The organism is Umezawaea endophytica, from assembly GCF_025061645.1.
GTDB classification, from domain to species: Bacteria; Actinomycetota; Actinomycetes; order Mycobacteriales; family Pseudonocardiaceae; genus Umezawaea; species Umezawaea endophytica.
Window position 1 is genome coordinate 158,036 of the sequence record NZ_JANYMP010000003.1, and the last position, 16,576, is coordinate 174,611.

Consider the following 16,576-nt stretch of genomic DNA (forward strand, 5'->3'; position numbering starts at 1 on the left):
CGGCACACCAACAACAGAACTTAAGGATGAGGTACATCACACAGGACACCAGTTGATCAGTACGTGAATGTGGGATAACACCTGTCGATGCATCTATTTCGGGACCTTTGGAATACGTCGCCCCGACGTACCGGACTGGTCCTCTTCCTGGTAGTGCTGGGCGCGGCGGGCCAGTCGGTGGCCGCCGCCGTGGCGGGCGGTGTCCTCGTGCACCGGTCGGTCCCGCTGTTCCTGGTGCTCGCCGCCGCCGTGCTCACCGCGACCCTCGCCGAGGTCGCGATCGGCCTCGCGATGGCGCGGCTGACCACCGACTGGGCCGCCAGGATCCGCGCCGTGCTGTGCCGGTCGGCGTTCGGCCAGGACCTGCCGACGCTGGAGGCCACCCCCGTCGGCGAGCTGCTCGACCGGATCGACAACGACGTCCACCAGGTCGGCTCCGAACTGCGCCGCGGCGGTGTCCGCCTGGTCCAGGCCGTCGCGGTCAGCGCGCTGTCGGTGGTCACCGCGTTCGTCGTGTGGTGGCCCGCCGGTGTGGGCATGTCGGCGCTCTCGGTTGTGCTCGTCCTCGCGCTGCGCCGGACCAGCCGCCGCATCCCGCCCGCCCGCATGGTCGAGGAGGAGGCGTGGTCGGACCTGATCGGGGTGATGGAGGAGGCGGTCCACGGCCAGGACGACATCCGGACCACCCTCGCGCGTCCCTACGTGCTGAAGCTGTACGCCACGCGGGCGTCGGCGGTGCTGCGCAAGGGTCGCGCGGTGTGGAGGCTGACCGCGAAGGTCAACGGCGTCGCGACCGCGCTCCTGCGGATCGGTGTCGCCGCGGTCGTCGTGGTCGGGGTCCTCGCCCTGACCACCGGGCAGGTCGACGGTGCCCGGCTGACCGCGATCTGGTTGCTGTGCGTCGGGTTCGGCCTCACCGTCGACAACGTCAGCCGGGCGCTGCCGGAACTCCAGTCCGCGCTCGGCGCCTGGGGACGCGTCCGGCAGTTGCGCGAAGCGGAGCAGGAACCGTCCGGCGGACGTCCGCCCGCCGAAGGCGATCTGGTGGTCACCGGCCTCACGTTCCGGTACCCGACCACCGGCCAGGGGCCGAAACCCCCCGCGGCGCTCGCCGACGTGGACCTGGTGTTCCGGGAAGGGGCCTCCTACGCGCTGGTCGGGAGGACCGGTTCCGGGAAGTCGACCCTGGTGAAAGCGCTTACCAGAGCGGTGGAAGTGCCGCGGGGCACCGTTTTCCTCGGCGGCATCGACCTGCTGGACCTCGACGTCGGGGAACTGCGCCGGTGGATGGCCGTCGTGCCGCAGCGCACCGAGATCCTCGCGGGCACCCTCGCCGAGAACATCACGCTGTTCGACCCGGATCTGCTCCAGTCGGCCGCGCGCGCCGTGGACGAACTGGGCTTGACCGAGTGGGTCGCCGACCTGCCCGACGGCCTCGACACCAGGCTCGGCGACGGCGGGCACGTGCTCTCCGCCGGGCAGGAACAGCTCATCGCGTTCGCCCGGATCCTGGTCCGCGCGCCGCACGTCGTGATCCTCGACGAGGCGACCGCCCGGATGGACCCGGTGACCGAGGCGAGGGTGCGGCGCGCGACCGAACGACTGCTGCGCGGCCGGATCGGCGTCATCGTCGCGCACCGGCTCTCGTCGGTGCGGCACTGCGACGAGGTCGTCGTCCTGGCCGACGGGAAGGTGCTGGAGGCCGGACCGATGGCGCGGTCGGCGTGGATCACGCGGTTGCTCCCCGCCGACGTCGACCACCCCGCGCCCGCCGCCACCGCCCGTGAGGACGCCGCCGACGCGGTTCCGGCGAAGAGCGCACCGCCACCGCTGCCGTCGCCACCGCGGACCCGGACGATGCGCGAGATCCTGCGGCTGGCCGTCAACGACCCCCGGTTCGGCCTCAGCGCGGTCGGGGTGTTCGTCCTGCTGAAGCTCATCGGTCTGGACGGACCGCTGCTGCTGCAACTGTGGGCCGACCTCGTCGACGGCTCCGCGCGGACGGTCGTGGCGAACGCGGTGGCGATCGTCGTCGCGCTGCTGCTGTTCCCCCCTGGGGCCTACCTGACCGCGAGGCGCTACCCGGAGTGGTGGACGCGCCAGACGCTGCGGATCGGCCTGCGCATGGTGCACGGGCAGACCGGCGCGCGCCGGATCAGCGCCCACAGCCCGGCCGAGGTCATCGCCCAGAGCGGCGACACCGACCGGGTCGTGTTCCTCGCCGACAACCTCGTGGACATCTGCATCGCGCTGGTCACCCTCGTCACGATGACCGCGATCTCCGGGACGCTGGTCCCGGCGCTGTTCTTCAGCGGGGCGATGGCCGTCTCGGCGCTCACCGCCACGCTCTTCGCGCCCCGCATGAAGCGGTTCGCGCAGCGCACGGTCGCCGCGCGCGCCGCGCTCACCACCACGCTCGCGTCGGCGCTGTCGGCGGCCCGCACGGTGAAGCTCGCGGGCGCGACCGGGGCCGTCCTGACCCACCTGGACCGGCTCGACCGGGAGCGCAACGAGCGGCTGCGCCGCGAGATCGCCGCGCAGGTCTGGTCCCGCTCGACCCCGTCGGTCGTCAGCGGGGTGTCGCCGCTCGCCGTGTGGGCGCTCTACCTCGGCGGGTCGCTCTCCTCCGGGGCCACCCTGATCGCGGTGGCGGCGCTGCAATCGGCCCGCTGGTACGCGTGGGTCAGCGCGTCCCTCGTCTCGCAGCTACCGTCCGCCCGCGTGTGGACCGACCGCACGGTGGCGATGACCGGTTCCGCCGCCTACAGCGCGGCCGTTCCGGGGGTGGACCTGTGGACGGGTTCCGCCCCGGCGACCCCCGCGGCCACCAGGCATCCGTTGCACACCTTGGAACTGCGCGGCTTCAGCGCCGTGCACGAGGACGGCACCATCGGCGTCCACGAAGCCGACCTGACCGTCGAACGGGGTCAACTGGTGCTCGTGATCGGCCCGGTCGGGTCCGGCAAGTCGTCACTGCTGCGCGCGCTCGCCGGGATCGTGCACCACACCGGCGGCCTGCTGTGGAACGGACGACCGATCACCGAGCCGGAGACGTTCCTGCGCCCCAACCAGGTCGGCTACGTCGCGCAGCTACCGCGGGTGCTCTCCGGCACCCTCGCCGACAACGTCGGCCTCGGCCACGACGTCGACGCGGCGAACGCGATCTCCACCGCCCAACTGGAGCACGACCTGACCAAGGAGGGGAGCGGGACGGCCCTGCTCATCGGGCACAAGGGCACCCGGCTCTCGGGCGGCCAGCTCCAACGGCTCGCGCTCGCCCGCGCTCTCGCCCCGACCACCGAACTGCTGATCGCGGACGACGTCTCGTCCGCCCTCGACGCGGCCACCGAACTGGAGCTGTGGCGGGCCCTCCGCACGAAAGGCGTAACGGTGGTGGGCTCGACGTCGAAACGCGCGGCGCTGGACCAGGCGGACCACGTGGTGGTGCTGATCAACGGGAAAGTGGTGGACCAGGGGAAATGGCCCGCGCTTTCCCAAACCTGGTTGCACCTCACTGGCTAAGTTATGCCTATCTAGAGGTCCAAGTCGACAGCTTGACGCTCTGTGTCAGGATGGAAACATGCGTACACCGGACGCCGACAAGCCACTCACCGAACTGGACGCCCGGATACTCGAGGGGATAGCGAACGGCGAGTCGAATGTGCAGCTCGCGGGCCGGTTGCACTTGAGCAGACAAGGCATCGAATACCGAGTGGCCGCGCTCCTGCGCAAACTACAGGCCCCGAACCGCACCGCCCTGATCGCCCGTGCCTACACGCTGGGCTTATTCGGCAAAAGAGCGTGGCCCCCCAAGGTGCGCTCGGAGTTCGTTCGCTGATCTTCACCTCAGAACGCTGTGACCTGGCACGATCGCGCGACCTCCCGATCCGGGTGGCCCTTGCGCAGGCGGGACCGGGTTCGATACGGGTACCGCCGATTATCACCCTCCCTTTCGGTCGGTCACCACCTATATGACCAAAAGGGACTCCGCGCTCGACGGCGACGCTATTATCCCACGTCGTCGTCGAGCGCCACTGGCGTTCCGGTCGAGCATTACCACGAACCGCGCCGATTCACCGACTCGGGCCTACGGTTATCCGATTCGCGAAGATCCCCCGAGGAATGGAGCGGAACTCGTCGCGAGCAGGAAGGCTATCCTAAGAACGCGTACTCCACCCCCGCGCCGGGTTCGTCATCGCGGTTGTCACCGCCGGGCGGGTCAGGCGCGATTCGACGCGGGCCGCGGCCTCGTCCAGGTTCCGCTCCCGGTAGAGGGCCGCGGATCGGCGCCAGGCCGCGCGGGCCAGGTCCGGATCGGTGTGCGCGTCGCCGATCGCGGTGAGGGTGGCGGCCTGCCGGTAGGTGTTGTCCAGGTGGCTCCAGTGGTCGAGCGCCTCGCCATAGTGACGCAGGGCCTGGACGCGGTCGCCGGTGCGGGCGGCGATGGCGCCGAGGTTGTCCAGGCTGTCGGCCTGGCCGTACACGTCGCCCTGTTCGAGGCCCAGGACCAACGCGGACTCGCAGTACCCGCGGGCCTCGCCGTGGTGACCGAGCCGGGTGTGGCAGGAGCCCATCATGCTCAGCGCCCGGACCTCCCACCTCGTGTCGCCGACCTCGCGGTAGAGGTTCCGCGCGCTGGTGGCGTGCGTGAGCGCCCGCTGGTCGTCCTCCTCGTGGGTCCACGCGAGCGCCAGGATGAAGTGGACGCCCGCCTGCCCGAGCGTGTCACCGATCCGCTCCGACAGCGCCAGCGACCGCCTCAGGTGGAGCAGCGCCTCGTGCTGCCTGCCCAGCGGGGCGTAGACCAGGCCCAGTCGCCGGTGCGCGCGGGCCTGCACGGCGACGTTGCCGAGCCGCTCGGCGGCGGCCAGCCCCGCGCGCCACGACGCGATGTTGTCGTGCAGGTGACCGCGCCGGTAGTGGAAGTTGTCCAGCGTCCAGGCCAGTTGCCACACGGCCGTGTCCCACCCGATCTCCTCGACCACCGCCCGCGCCGCCAGCACGCACCGGTGGTTGGTGTCGAACCACGCCATCGCCGCCGCGTCGTCGGGCGGCGAGTCGGGGACGCAACCCGCGGCCGGTTCGCCGAGGTCGATCGCCGGGTGCTGCTGGTCGAGCAGCCTGCTGCCCGCGTAGGCGGTGTGGAGGTAGAAGTCGACGACCCGGCGCAAAGCCCTTTCCCTTTCCGCCTCCGGCTCCTCGGCCAGCGCGACGGTGTGCGCGTGCCTGCGGACCAGGTCGTGCAGCCGGTACCGGCCGGTGACCGGCTGCTGCACCAGGTGGTCGTCGACCAGGCCCTCCAGGAGCCTGCCCGCTTCGGCGCGGTCCACCGCGGCGAGGGCCGCCGCCGCGGGCACGTCGATGTCCGGGCCGGGGTGCACGCCGAGCAGGCGGAACAGCCGCCGCTGGGCCGTTTCCAAGCGCTGGTAGGACAACGCGAAGGCCGCGGCCACGCTGCGGTCCCCCGCCGACAGCTCGGTGAGCGGCGACCCCGCCTCGACCAGCCGGTCGGCCAGGTACCGCACCGTCCACGCCTGCCGCGAGCGCAGCCGGGCGGCGGCGATGCGGATGGCCAGCGGCAGGTGCCCGCACCGCTCGACGACCTCGCGGACGGCGTCGGGTTCGGCGTCGGCCCGCTCGTCGCCGACGACCCCGGTGAACAGCGCGACGGCGTCCGCCTCGGGCAGCACGTCCAGCGACAGGATGCGCGCCGTCTCCAGGTCGACGAGCCTGCGCCTGCTGGTGATCAGCGTCAGGCTCCGCGCGGTGCCGGGCAGCAGCGGACGGACCTGCGCGGCGTCCGCGGCGTTGTCCAGCAGCACCAGCACCGAACGCCCGGCCAGTTCCGCCCGCCACAGCGCGGCGCGCGCGTCCTGGTCGGCGGGGATCCGCTCGCCCGGCACGCCCAGCGCCCGCAGCAGCAGGTCGAGCGCGGCCATCGGCGTGACCGGGACCTGGCTCGGGGTGTGGCCGTGCAGGTCGAGGAACAACTGCCCGTCGGGGTAGTGCTCGGCGAGCCGGTGCGCGGCGTGCACGGCCAGGGTCGTCTTGCCGACACCCGCCATGCCGTCGAGCGCCTCGATGACCATGGCCGTGGGCACGGTGCCGTGCCCGCTGTCGAGCAGCCTGGCCAGCTCGCCCTTCCGGCCCGCGAAGTCCGCGATGTCGCCGGGCAGGTCGTTGCGCGCCGGGCAGGACCGCTCGGCGCGGACGGGCACCGCCGTGGGGGCAGGCGGCGCCGTCAGCCGGTCGTCGTTGGCCAGCACCCGGCGGTGCACCTCGACGAGCCGCGGCGAAGGGTCGAGGCCGAACCGCTCGGCGAGCACGGCACGTGCCTTGGCGAACGCGTAGAGCGCGTCGGCCTGCCTGCCCGCCCGGTACAGCGCGGTCATCAACTGGCCCCACAGCCGGTCGTGCCCTGGGTGCCGGTCGGTCAGCTCGGTCAGCTCCTCGACCAGCGTCCGGCCCGCGCCCGTGGCCAGCTCGGCTTCGACGCGGTCCTCGACGGCGCCGAGGCGCAGTCCGGTCAGCCGCGCGGCTTCGGCCCGCAACCGCGGGATGTCGGCGAACTCGGCGTAGGCGTCACCGCGCCACACCGCGAGGGCGAGCGCGAACCGCTCGGCCGCCGTCGCGGGGTCCGCCGCGTCCCGGCCGGACGCGACCAGCGCCTCGAACCGGGCGGCGTCGACCGCGTCGGGCCCCACCCGCAGCACGTACCCGGCCGGGTGGGTGGTGATCAGCTCGTCCGCGGGCGCCAACGAGTGCCGCAGCCGGGACACGTACGTCCGCACGGTCCGGTGCGCGTCGCGCGGGGCGTCCGCGCCCCACAGCGCCTCCACGAGCGTCCCCACCGACGTCACGCGGCCCGCGTCGGCCGTGAGGAGCGCGAGGAGGGTGCGGATGCGGGTACCGCCGAGGTCCAGCACGCGGTCCCTCAAGCGCACCTCCAGCGGACCGAGCACGTGGAACCGCGGCCCGTCGCCACCGACGTCGAGGCCCTTCCCGTTACCAGTCCCCACATCCTCCAGGGAGCGACCACCCACACTTCCAGATACACCGCGACCGGAACGGGCTCCCTCCCACCTGGAGCGTCGACGGACTGTCGACGGTTTGTCGACGCGCCTTGCGACCGTGGCACCCATGACCTTCGTCGGACCGGGACGGGCACCTCCGACCCGAGGCATCGTCCAGGGCCTTCCGCGCACGACGCTCCGGTGGACTCGTAGGCAGAGGTGATCTGGGGGGATCATGCGTTTTCTCGTGCTGGGGCCGTTGCAGGTGGTCGACGGCGATCGGACCGTCGTCATCCGGGGGCTCACCCAACGATCGGTGCTCGGTTTCCTGCTGCTCAACGCCAACCGCGTGGTGGCCACGAGCAGGTTACTGAAGGCGTTGTGGCCCGACGACGCCCCTCCTTCGGCCCGGCAGATCCTCCAGAACGCCGTCTCGAACCTGCGCAGGGCGTTGTCCCCCAGCGGATCGGTGGTGCTGTCGACGCGGGCACCGGGGTACGAGCTGAGCGTCCCGACCGACGCGGTCGACCTGTTCCGGTTCCAGCGCCTGGTGGAGGAGGGGCGGGCCGAACTGGCCGCCGGGGCACCGGTGACCGCCGCCGTGCTGCTGCGCGAAGCGCTGGCGCTCTGGCGCGGGTCGGCGCTCGCCGACCTGGTGGAGAACGGGGTCCGGTGGCCCGAGCTGGAGGTCCTGCGCAACGCGCGGCTGGACGCCGTCGAGGACTACTTCGGCGTGGTGTTGCAGAGCGGGCGGCACCAAGCCGTGCTGGCCGAACTGGAGACGGAGGCGGAGTGCGAGACCTCCCGCGAGCGGCTGTCCGGCCAGTTGATGCTGGCGCTGTACCGGTGCGGCAGGCAGACCGACGCGCTCGCGGTCTACCGCCGCACGCGGACCGCGCTGATCGAGGAGGTGGGGCTCGAACCGAGCCACGAGCTGCGACGCCTCGAACAGGCGATCCTCACCCACGACCCGAGCCTGATGCCCGCCGAACCCGCCGCGCCGGTGGCGGTCGTCCGGCGCGACGCGCCCGCCGTGGAGCACGGCCACGAGGTGGAACTGCTGCGCGGCGTCGCGGCACGGGTGGGCCACCGCGCCCGACCTCACCTCGTGACGCTGCTGGGAGTGCCGGGCGTCGGCAAGACCCGCCTCGTGGAGGAGGCGCGGTGCCGGTTCGCGCGGGACGGGATGACCGTGCTCGTCGGGCGGACGGGGCCGTTCGCGGAGAACGCGGGGTTGACGGCGTTGGGCGAGGTCATCGCGGCGCACTGCGGCATCCGGCGCGACGACCCCACCGCGGTCGCGTTCGGGAAGCTGGAGCAGGCGGTGCAGGACGTGGTGGACCGCGACGACGCGGACCGGGTGCTGCTCGCGCTGGGCGCGCTGGTCCTGTCGCCGGGGTGGCGTGTGCCCGCGGGCGAGGTGCTGTCCGCGTGGGGCTCGATGGTGGGGAGGATCGCCGCGACCCGCCCGCTGGTCGTGGTGGTCGAGGACCTGCACGACGCCGAGGAGGCGGTGGTGGACTTCGTGCAGGACCTCACCGAGTCCGTCGGGCAGGTGCCGCTGCTGGTGATCGTCACGGCCGGGCTCGACCTGCTCGCCCGCCGCCCCGGCTGGGGCGGGGGCGGGCGGCAGGCGACCACGGTCACGCTCGACCCGCTCCCGACCGCGGAGGAGACCAGCTTCCCGATCACGCACACGTTCAGTTGCTGAGCTTCCGGGCCTCCCCCGCCACGGCGACCTGGGCGGCGAGCACGCCGACGAGGATCACCGCCCCGCCTAGCACCTGCGCGGCCGACAGCCTCTCCCCCAGCAGCAGCGCGGCGAACCCGCCCGCGACGACCACCTCCAGGGTCGCGAGCTGGCTGGCGGCGGTCGGCGGCAGGTAGCGCTGGGCGCTCACGCCGGTCAGGTACGCCAGCACCGTCGAGACCACGGCGAGCCAGCAGAGCAGGCCCCACAGCGGAATCCGGGCCCCGGCGACCACCGCCTCACCGCCGAGCGCGGCGAAGGGAAACGACGTCACCGGGGACACGACGTCGAGCGCCACCGCGCCGATCGCCGTGCCGAGCGCGGCCAACGCCGCCGGGTCACGGGTGCGCAACCCCCGCTCGGACAGCAGGAACCGGGCGGTGAGGGCGACCGCCGTGCCGACGCCCGCCAGCACGCCGAGCAGGTCGAGGCGGAACCCGGCCCACACCTCGCCGACCAGGACGAGGCCTACGAGTGCCGCGCCGACACCAAGCCACACGGCACCCGGCAGCCGCGTGCCGCGCACGAACCGCACCCACAGCACCACCATCACCGGCGAGAGGTACTCCAGCAGCAGCGCGACGCCGACCGGCAGACGTCCGACCGCGACGGCGTAGAGGCTCTGGTTCACGCAGAACGCCAGCACGCCGAACGCGACCACCAGCGGCCACTCCGCCCGGCGGACGACGAGCCGCCGGGGCGCGGTGAGCCCGACGAACGCCAGCAGGAGCACGGCGGCGACGCTCATCCGCGCCTGGGTGATCTCCAACGCGGACAGGCCGCTCGCGGTCAACGCCTTGGTGGCGGGCCCCGCGCTGCCGAAGCAGACCGCGGAGCCCACCGCCAACGTCACGCCGACCGCGGTGAGCCGCGGCCGGGTCGAGGTGTCACGCATCCGGGGTCAGCGCCTCCGCCCAGTCCTCGCGACCGGGCAGCCCGCCTTGGACCGCCAGGTCGAACCGCGCCCGCAGCTCGTCGAACACCGGCCGGTCGGCGCTCAGCGGCACGTCGTCCAGCACAGCCACCGCGGTCAGCTCGACCGCGGTGCCCGCCAGCATCACCTCGGAGGCGACCCGCAGCTCGGCGGGCGCGATGGGCCGTTCCACGACGGAGACGCCGAGGTCGTCCGCCATCGCCAGCACCGCGTCACGGGTGATGCCGGGCAGGATGCCCTCGGACAGCGGCGGTGTCGCCAACTCTCCCCCGACCACGATGAACACGTTGGCCGCCGACGCCTCGGCCACCCGTCCCGCCGCGTTCAGCATGATCGCCTCCTGGGCGCCGGAGCGCACCGCGTCGAGGCGGGCCAGCGACGCGTTGACGTAACCGCCGGTGGACTTGACCGACGGCGGGACGGCGTTCGGGGCGCTGCGGACCCATCCGCTCGTGCGCACCCGGATGCCCGCCTCCTGGTCGCCGAGGTACGACGGCCAGGACCAGCAGCCGATCGCCACCCGCACGTGGTCCAGTTGGGCGGCGACGGACATGGCGCCCTCGGCGAGGAACACCAGCGGCCGCAGGTAGCCGCTGGACAGCCCGCTGACCGCGACCACGTCCCGGCACGCCCGCGCCAACTCGTCATCGGTGTACGGGATCTCCATGGACAGGGCCCGCGCCGAGGTGCGGAGCCTGCGGAGGTGCGCGGTGAGCCGGAACGCGCTCGGACCCCGCGCGGTCTCGTAGAACCGCACGCCCTCGTAGACGCCCCAGCCGTAGTGCAGCGTCGGGGTCATCACGTGCACCGTGGCCCGGTCGGCCGGGACCACGGCGCCGTCGATCCACACGGGGAAGGAGGTGGCGTTCACGCGAGTTCCTCCAACAGCGCGCGGGTCGCGTCGTCGAGGTCGAGACCGCTCACCTCCTGCCGCGCCCGGTGCGCCCGCTGCGGGTCGCCGGGCGTGAGGACCGGCTGGTCCGGGTCCGCCGGGGTCGATCCGCGCACCGTCGCCAGCAGCGCCGCGCAGTTCCGCCGCGCCGCCTCCCCGCCGCCGAAGGCGTTGGGGTCGAAGGCGAGGAACTGGTGGCTCACCCGGCGACCACGACCGTCGGAACCGGCGTTCACGTGGGCCAGCTCCCAGTCCAGCGGTGCGCCCAGGAGCACCGAGGTGAGCAGGGTGACCGCCATGGCCAGCCCCTGCCCCTTGTACCCGCCCAGCGGGCTGAGCGCGTGCGCCTCGGCCGGGTCCGCGACCGGGGCGCCGGTGCTGTCGACCGCCCAGCCCGCCGACAGCGGCCTGCCGGTGCGGGCCCGTTCCTTGACCTCCGAGTAGCAGACCTGGCTGGTGGCCATGTCCAGGCAGAACTCGTCCCCGAACGCGACGGAGACCGGGTTGGTCCCGAACAGCGGGTCCGCACCGCCGAAGGGTGCCACGCGGGAGGCCGCGGAGGTGGTGGCGACGCCGAGCATGCCCCGCGCGGCGATCCGCCGGGTGTACGCGCCCGCCGCGCCGAAGTGGTTGGAGCGGACCACACCCACGGCGGCGACCCCGTGCAGCCGCGCGCGGTCGACGGCGAGGTCCACCGCGTGCAGCGCCGCCACGACGCCGAGCGCGTCGTTCGCGTCGAGCAGCACGGCCGCGCCCCGGTCCTTGGTGATCGAGAACTCCGGGCGGGCGTTGGCCACGCCGTGGTCGAGCTCGTCGAGGTACGTGCCGAGCAGCCGCAGCCCGTGCGTCTCCACCCCGAGCAACGTCGTGTCCACCAGGACGTCGGCGACGGCCGCCGCGTCGTGGTCGGGTACACCGCGAGCGGTCAACGCCTCGCGGACCGTGCGTGCCGCCTGCGGCGGGTGGATCGGTGCCATGTCAGGTGTTCTCCTCGAAGAAGCTCCGGTCGTGCTCGTCGAGCGGGACGAGGTCGTCCCACCACTGCGCCGCGGGGTCCCACTTCGCGTAGAAGGGCCTGCCGACCAGCGACGGGTCGCGGGCCTGGAGGAAGCGCAGCGCGAAAGCGGTGCCGTGCGGCAGTTTCACCGGTCCGTCGACGACGACCTTGCCCGGCGCCGCGGACATGACCGGCCCCCGCGCGGTGCGGGCGAGGCCGGACACCCGGCTCACCGCGTCCCGGTAGACCTCGTGCGCCCGTTCCAGCGGGAGCCCGAAGTAGTGCTGCGCACCGGTGTCGCGCTCGACGAACATGTAGTACGGGTGGATGCCCGCGTTCACCTGGTCCGTCCACATGCGACTCCAGATCGCCGGGTCGTCGTTGACGTGCCGCACCACCGGTGCCTGCGACCGCAACTGCGCCCCGGTGCCGCCCAGCAGCCGGATCGCGGTCCGGGTCAGCTCCGGCTCCATCTCCCTGGGGTGGGAGAAGTGCAGCATGAACGCGAGGTGGCGGCCCGCCGCGACCACGCGTTCCGCCAGCCGCAGCAGGTCCGCGGCGTCCGGGCCGACCGCGACCCGCGCGGGGTGGAACGACAGCGCTTTCGTGCCGATGCGGATGGTCCTGATGTGGTCGACGGCCAGCGCGGCGTCGACGTACCGCGCGAGCAGGTCCGTCTTCATGATCAACGGGTCGCCGCCGGTGATCAGCACGTCCGTGACCTCCGGGTGCGCCCGCAGGTAGTCGGCCATCGCGTCCGGCCCGTCGACGGCCAGCTTCAGCTCGGCGTCACCGATGAACTGGGCCCAGCGGAAGCAGTAGGCGCAGTACGAGTGGCACGTCTGCCCCTGCTTGGGGAACACCAGCACGGTCTCCGCGTACTTGTGCTGGAGCCCCGGCTGCTCCTTCGGGACGTTGCGGGAGAGCTGGTCGCCGGGGTGCGGGTTGAGCCGCGCCCGCACCTCGGCGACGGCGGCCCGCAGCGCGGCGGGGTCGCCCAGCGACCGCTCGACGAGCGCGAAGTCGGCGGGCAGCAACATGTCCCGGTGCGGGAACAGCAGGCGGTACATCGGGTCGTCCGGCGCGGCGTCCCAGTCGATGAGGTTCTCCAGCGCGTGCGCGCTCACCTTGAACGGCAGCACCCTGCTGACCACGTCGACCTCGTGGGCCAGGTCCGCTCCCGCGCCGCGAGCGCGGACCAGGTCGGCCAGGCGCCTGCCGGGCACGGCGGAGGGCGCGACATCCCCTGACACCGTCGTCACCGGTCGGCGATCCAGTAGCGGACCAGGTGGCGGTCCTGGTCGGCGTACTCGGAGCGGGCGTGCAGCATCCGCTGGTTGTCCCAGACGAGCAGCGCGTCGTCCGGGATCAGCAACGGCGTGCGGTGCTCGGCGAACAGCGCGCTCACCTTCTCCGCGAGGTCACCGCCCGCCTGCCCGAGCGGCAGCTCCTCGGCGGCGGGAACCCTGTCCAGGTCCGGGTCGTAGCCGCCGGTGGTGAGCAGGTTGTAGCTGAACCGCAGGACCGCCCGACCGCCGTCACCCGAGAACAGCGACGTGCGCACTCCCCCACCGGGGCCGGGGAAGGTGATCGGGTGGTCGGTGAGCAGCCGGATCTCCTCCGGCGCGAGCAGCTCGATCAGCCGCCTGCCGTCGAACAGGTCGGTGTACCCGCCACCGCAGCGCGCCTGGTGGTGGCAGTACAGGGCGAGGTAGCGGGGACTGGGGTCCCAACCGGGCGCCTCGGTGTGCGCGAGGATCGTGTTCACGCTCTGCGAGTACGACTTGCCCTCGAACCCCGGCACGTAGGTGACGTCGTGCTCCAAGCCGCCCTTGTACTGCGGTAACAACGTGCCGAGCGCTTGGAGCAGCGGAATCGCGTTCCGCTGCCCACCGAGCCCGCGCACGAGCGCGAACCCGTCCTGCTCGACCTTCGCCCGCACCTCCGCCACGTCCGGGGTGACGAGCGTTTCCTTCACGGCCATGGTGCCGCTCCCCTTCTTCTGTCCTCTGTGGAGCGCTATCGGCACCGCATCCCGCACGGCGAAAGGAAAGGCGGGATGTGACGGAGACGTCCGTCCGGCGCACTGGCGCTTTCCCAAACCTACTGCGCTCCGCGGGAACGCCATTAATTGGCGACTAACCACTTTTCGGCCGGCGGTTCATTAGCGGCCGGTTAGGGGGTGGTGGTACGGGCACCGATCATCGCCCTGTTGTCCACGATCAGGAGTGCGAATCCCCGCAGTTGCGGACGGCGGCCGAGGCGACGGTGGCCAGGTCTTCACTCGAGAAGCCCGCGCGGCTCAACACCGCCAAGGACTTGTTCGTCGCCACCGCGCACAACGCCAGCTCCGCCGCTTCCCGCTCGCCCGCCCCCGCCGCCAGCAACGCCTGCCCCAGCCTGGCCCGCAAGCCGTCGATCATGGCGCGGACCATCACCTGGCCGTCCACGTCGAGGGCCGGGAACTGCGCCGCCGACATCGTGAGCAGGCAGCCGTCCGGGACCGCCGGATCGGCGATGCGGTTCAGCGTGACCGTCAGATAGGCGGCCACCACGGCGCTCGGGTTCGCGTGGGGGCCGGACAGCGCCTGCTCGTACAGCGGGTGGTAGGTCTGCGCGTAGCGTTCGAGGCTCTTCCGGAACAGGGCGCTCTTGTCGCCGAACGTGCCGTAGAGCGAACTCCGGCCCAGGCCGGTGCCCTCGGTCAGGCGGTCGATCGAGGCCTCCGAATAGCCCCAGCGCCAGAAGACGTGCATCGCGCGTCGAAGCGCCTCGTCCACGTCGAACTGCTTGCGACCCGCCATGGTCGATCAGCCTACGCATCTTGCACCGATCGTTTCAACATGGATAGGGTCCCCGCCATGACAAGTTGCACCGATCGTTCCAAGATGCCGACGGACTTGAGCACGCTGCGGCTGCCCGACGGGTTCACCGACCTCTTCACCAGCCGTTACGTGGAGCTGGACGGGTTGCGGCTGCACGCGGTCACCGGCGGTGACGGCCCGCCGCTGCTATTGGTCAGCGGGTGGCCGCAGACCTGGTACGCCTGGCGCGAGGTGATGCCCGCACTCGCCCGCGAGCACACCGTCGTCGCCGTCGACCCGCGCGGCGCAGGCCTCTCCGACAAGCCCGACGACGGCTACGACGCGGGCACGCTGGCCACCGACCTGGTCGCGCTGATGTCCGCGCTGGGGCACGACCGGTTCGACGTGGTCGGCCACGACATCGGCATGTGGACCGGCTACGCCCTAGCCGCGGACCACCCCGAACGCGCACGCACGCTCACCGTCGTCGACGCCATCATCCCCGGCCTCACCCCAACCCCGTCGTTCTTCAGCCCGGCCGCGGTCAACCAACGACTCTGGCACTTCGGCTTCAACCGACTCACCGACCTCAACGAGAAACTGGTCCAGGGCCGGGAACACCTCTACTTCGGCCACCAGTTCGCCACCAAGGCAGCCACTCCGACCACGATCCCCTCGTACGCCGTCGACGTCTACGTCAACGCGATCGTCACAGACCCTCGTGGGCTACGAGCGAGCTTCGCGTACTACCGCGCGCTGGACGAGACGATCGCGCAGAACGAGCACCGCAAGAAGACCCGACTGACGCTGCCCGTGCTCGCCCTCGGCGGCGCGCGCTACAGCGGCCCGCTGGTCGCCGAGACGATGCGCCTGGCGGCCGACGACGTCACCGAAGCGATCCTCGACGACTGCGGCCACTACGCGGCCGAGGAACAGCCGGAGCGGTTCACCGAGGTCCTGGAGGACTTCCTCGGTCGCGTAGGCCGACACCCCACCCCCGGCCAGGGCAGGTCCGCCTAGCGCTCGCCGAACCCGACTTACTCGTCGCCCGTGTGTCGCGTTTCGACTCCCTGACCGACGGCCCCATGCGATCATGCGATCGTCGAGATCACGACTTCCTTGTGGGGGGAACATGTCCAGGACAAGCGCGCTCGTCGCCGCGGTGCTCATCACCGCGGCGGCCGTGTCGGTGTCGGTGAGCACGCCCGCGACGGCTGCTCCGGCAGAGGTCACCATCCAGGGCATCGGGCAGCGGGTCACCGTGCGCACGGGCATCGTCCAGGCGGACCTGAAGCCGATTCCGGGAACCGCTGCTCCCAACACCGGGATCGCCCGGCCCGGCGACAACCTCGCCGCCATCTGCTTCACCCCTGACAACCGGGGTGAGCCCTGGATCCTCGTGATCAACCGCAACGGCATCGCGGGCGCGCAGTACGCCAACACCGTCGGCTACATCCACCAGTACGACCTGAGCAACGGCGGCAGCGTCGTCGTGAACGGTTGCGCCACGACGGACGTGAGGTATCCGGCGCACCACTTCGCGTGGCTTCGACCCGAGTTCACGCAGGCCGACATGAAGCCGGTGGCGGGTACGGACGCCCCCAACACCGGACTGTTCAAGCAGGGCGACAAGGCGGCGGTCTACTGCTTCCTCGCGGACAACCGAGGCGTCTTGTGGGTACTGGCCGTCAACCTGTCGGGACACGCGGGTCAGCAGTACGCCAACACCGTCGGCTTCATCCGGGACGACGCCACCCTCAACGAGTTCGCGGGCGGAGTCGACTGCGGCGCCTCGTAGTAGAACCTCACTGGCGACCTGTCACCTGACCTGAGCGATGAGGTGCGAGGGCGAATCGCACGGTGATCGACAGGCCGCCTTCGGGGTGTGCGCTGGTGGTGACGGTGGCGTGGTGTGCCTGGGCGACCGCCTCGACGATGGCGAGGCCGAGACCGAGACCGTGGCCTGGGCCCAGTCGTTGGAAGGGTTGGAAGAGTCGCTGGATCTGGTCCTCCGGGACTAGCGGTCCGCTGTTCGCCACCGTCAGGGTCGCCTCCGTCGCGGAAGCCCGCGTGATGATCTCCACCCGCCCGCCGGGGTGGTTGTGGCGGACGGCGTTGTCGACGAGGTTGGCGACCAGGCTTTGGACGAGCCCCGTGTCCCCCGCCGTCACCGCGGGCGTGAGGTG

The 16,576-nt window shown here is 72.0% G+C and carries 13 protein-coding genes; 5 read left to right on the forward strand and 8 right to left on the reverse strand.

The features are described from left to right. The first annotated feature begins 153 nt into the window (after window positions 1–153). Together NZH93_RS08090 and NZH93_RS08095 are read left to right on the forward strand one after the other, a co-directional pair. A complete protein-coding gene (locus NZH93_RS08090; protein WP_259622326.1) occupies window positions 154–3,522 on the forward strand; it encodes an ABC transporter ATP-binding protein in 3,369 nt (1,122 codons plus the stop codon). A gap of 58 nt (window positions 3,523–3,580) precedes the next feature. Then, entirely contained in the window at window positions 3,581–3,838 is a 258-nt protein-coding gene (locus NZH93_RS08095; protein WP_259622327.1) for a response regulator transcription factor, read from the forward strand. A gap of 319 nt (window positions 3,839–4,157) precedes the next feature. On the opposite strand, the gene NZH93_RS08100 is transcribed toward NZH93_RS08095, so the two are convergent. Further along, window positions 4,158–7,019: an AfsR/SARP family transcriptional regulator gene (locus NZH93_RS08100; RefSeq protein ID WP_259622328.1), complete on the reverse strand. Its 2,862-nt coding sequence runs from the start codon at window positions 7,017–7,019 to the stop codon at window positions 4,158–4,160. 229 nt (window positions 7,020–7,248) lie between these two features. Between NZH93_RS08100 and NZH93_RS08105 the strand changes: the two genes are divergently transcribed. Further along, window positions 7,249–8,724 carry an AfsR/SARP family transcriptional regulator gene (locus NZH93_RS08105; RefSeq protein WP_259622329.1) on the forward strand — a complete coding sequence of 492 codons (1,476 nt, stop codon included), beginning with the start codon at window positions 7,249–7,251 and terminating at the stop codon, window positions 8,722–8,724. Here NZH93_RS08105 and NZH93_RS08110 read toward each other — a convergent pair. From NZH93_RS08110 to NZH93_RS08135, 6 genes are all read right to left on the reverse strand, one after another. Next, window positions 8,714–9,658 (reverse strand): EamA family transporter, encoded by a 945-nt coding sequence (locus NZH93_RS08110; protein WP_259622330.1) that lies wholly within the window; start codon window positions 9,656–9,658, stop codon window positions 8,714–8,716. The two genes, NZH93_RS08105 and NZH93_RS08110, sit on opposite strands and share 11 nt — an antisense overlap. Next, the gene (locus NZH93_RS08115) at window positions 9,651–10,568 is read right to left on the reverse strand and encodes a branched-chain amino acid transaminase (protein ID WP_259622331.1); all 918 of its coding nucleotides are present in this window, start codon (window positions 10,566–10,568) and stop codon (window positions 9,651–9,653) included. The genes NZH93_RS08110 and NZH93_RS08115 overlap by 8 nt, the downstream gene beginning before the upstream one ends. Further along, complete coding sequence (locus tag NZH93_RS08120) at window positions 10,565–11,566, reverse strand: Ldh family oxidoreductase (protein ID WP_259622332.1); 1,002 nt, start codon at window positions 11,564–11,566, stop codon at window positions 10,565–10,567. Before NZH93_RS08120 ends, NZH93_RS08115 begins: the two co-directional genes overlap by 4 nt. A gap of 1 nt (window position 11,567) precedes the next feature. Further along, window positions 11,568–12,848, reverse strand: coding sequence for a KamA family radical SAM protein (locus NZH93_RS08125; RefSeq protein WP_259622333.1), 1,281 nt, complete (start codon window positions 12,846–12,848; stop codon window positions 11,568–11,570). Next, on the reverse strand, window positions 12,845–13,570 hold the full coding sequence (locus NZH93_RS08130; protein ID WP_259622334.1) for a TauD/TfdA family dioxygenase: 726 nt from the start codon (window positions 13,568–13,570) through the stop codon (window positions 12,845–12,847). Before NZH93_RS08130 ends, NZH93_RS08125 begins: the two co-directional genes overlap by 4 nt. 238 nt (window positions 13,571–13,808) lie before the next feature. Beyond that, window positions 13,809–14,390 carry a TetR/AcrR family transcriptional regulator gene (locus tag NZH93_RS08135; RefSeq protein WP_259622335.1) on the reverse strand — a complete coding sequence of 194 codons (582 nt, stop codon included), beginning with the start codon at window positions 14,388–14,390 and terminating at the stop codon, window positions 13,809–13,811. An 84-nt stretch (window positions 14,391–14,474) separates the two neighbouring features. Here NZH93_RS08135 and NZH93_RS08140 point away from each other — a divergent pair, with 84 nt between their 5' ends. Together NZH93_RS08140 and NZH93_RS08145 are read left to right on the forward strand one after the other, a co-directional pair. Then, window positions 14,475–15,410, forward strand: coding sequence for an alpha/beta fold hydrolase (locus tag NZH93_RS08140; RefSeq protein ID WP_259622336.1), 936 nt, complete (start codon window positions 14,475–14,477; stop codon window positions 15,408–15,410). A gap of 112 nt (window positions 15,411–15,522) precedes the next feature. Continuing rightward, complete coding sequence (locus tag NZH93_RS08145; RefSeq protein WP_259622337.1) at window positions 15,523–16,188, forward strand: hypothetical protein; 666 nt, start codon at window positions 15,523–15,525, stop codon at window positions 16,186–16,188. A 7-nt stretch (window positions 16,189–16,195) separates the two neighbouring features. Here NZH93_RS08145 and NZH93_RS08150 read toward each other — a convergent pair whose 3' ends face one another. Beyond that, the gene (locus NZH93_RS08150; protein ID WP_259622338.1) at window positions 16,196–16,561 is read right to left on the reverse strand and encodes a sensor histidine kinase; all 366 of its coding nucleotides are present in this window, start codon (window positions 16,559–16,561) and stop codon (window positions 16,196–16,198) included. Between the last annotated feature and the right edge of the window lie 15 nt (window positions 16,562–16,576).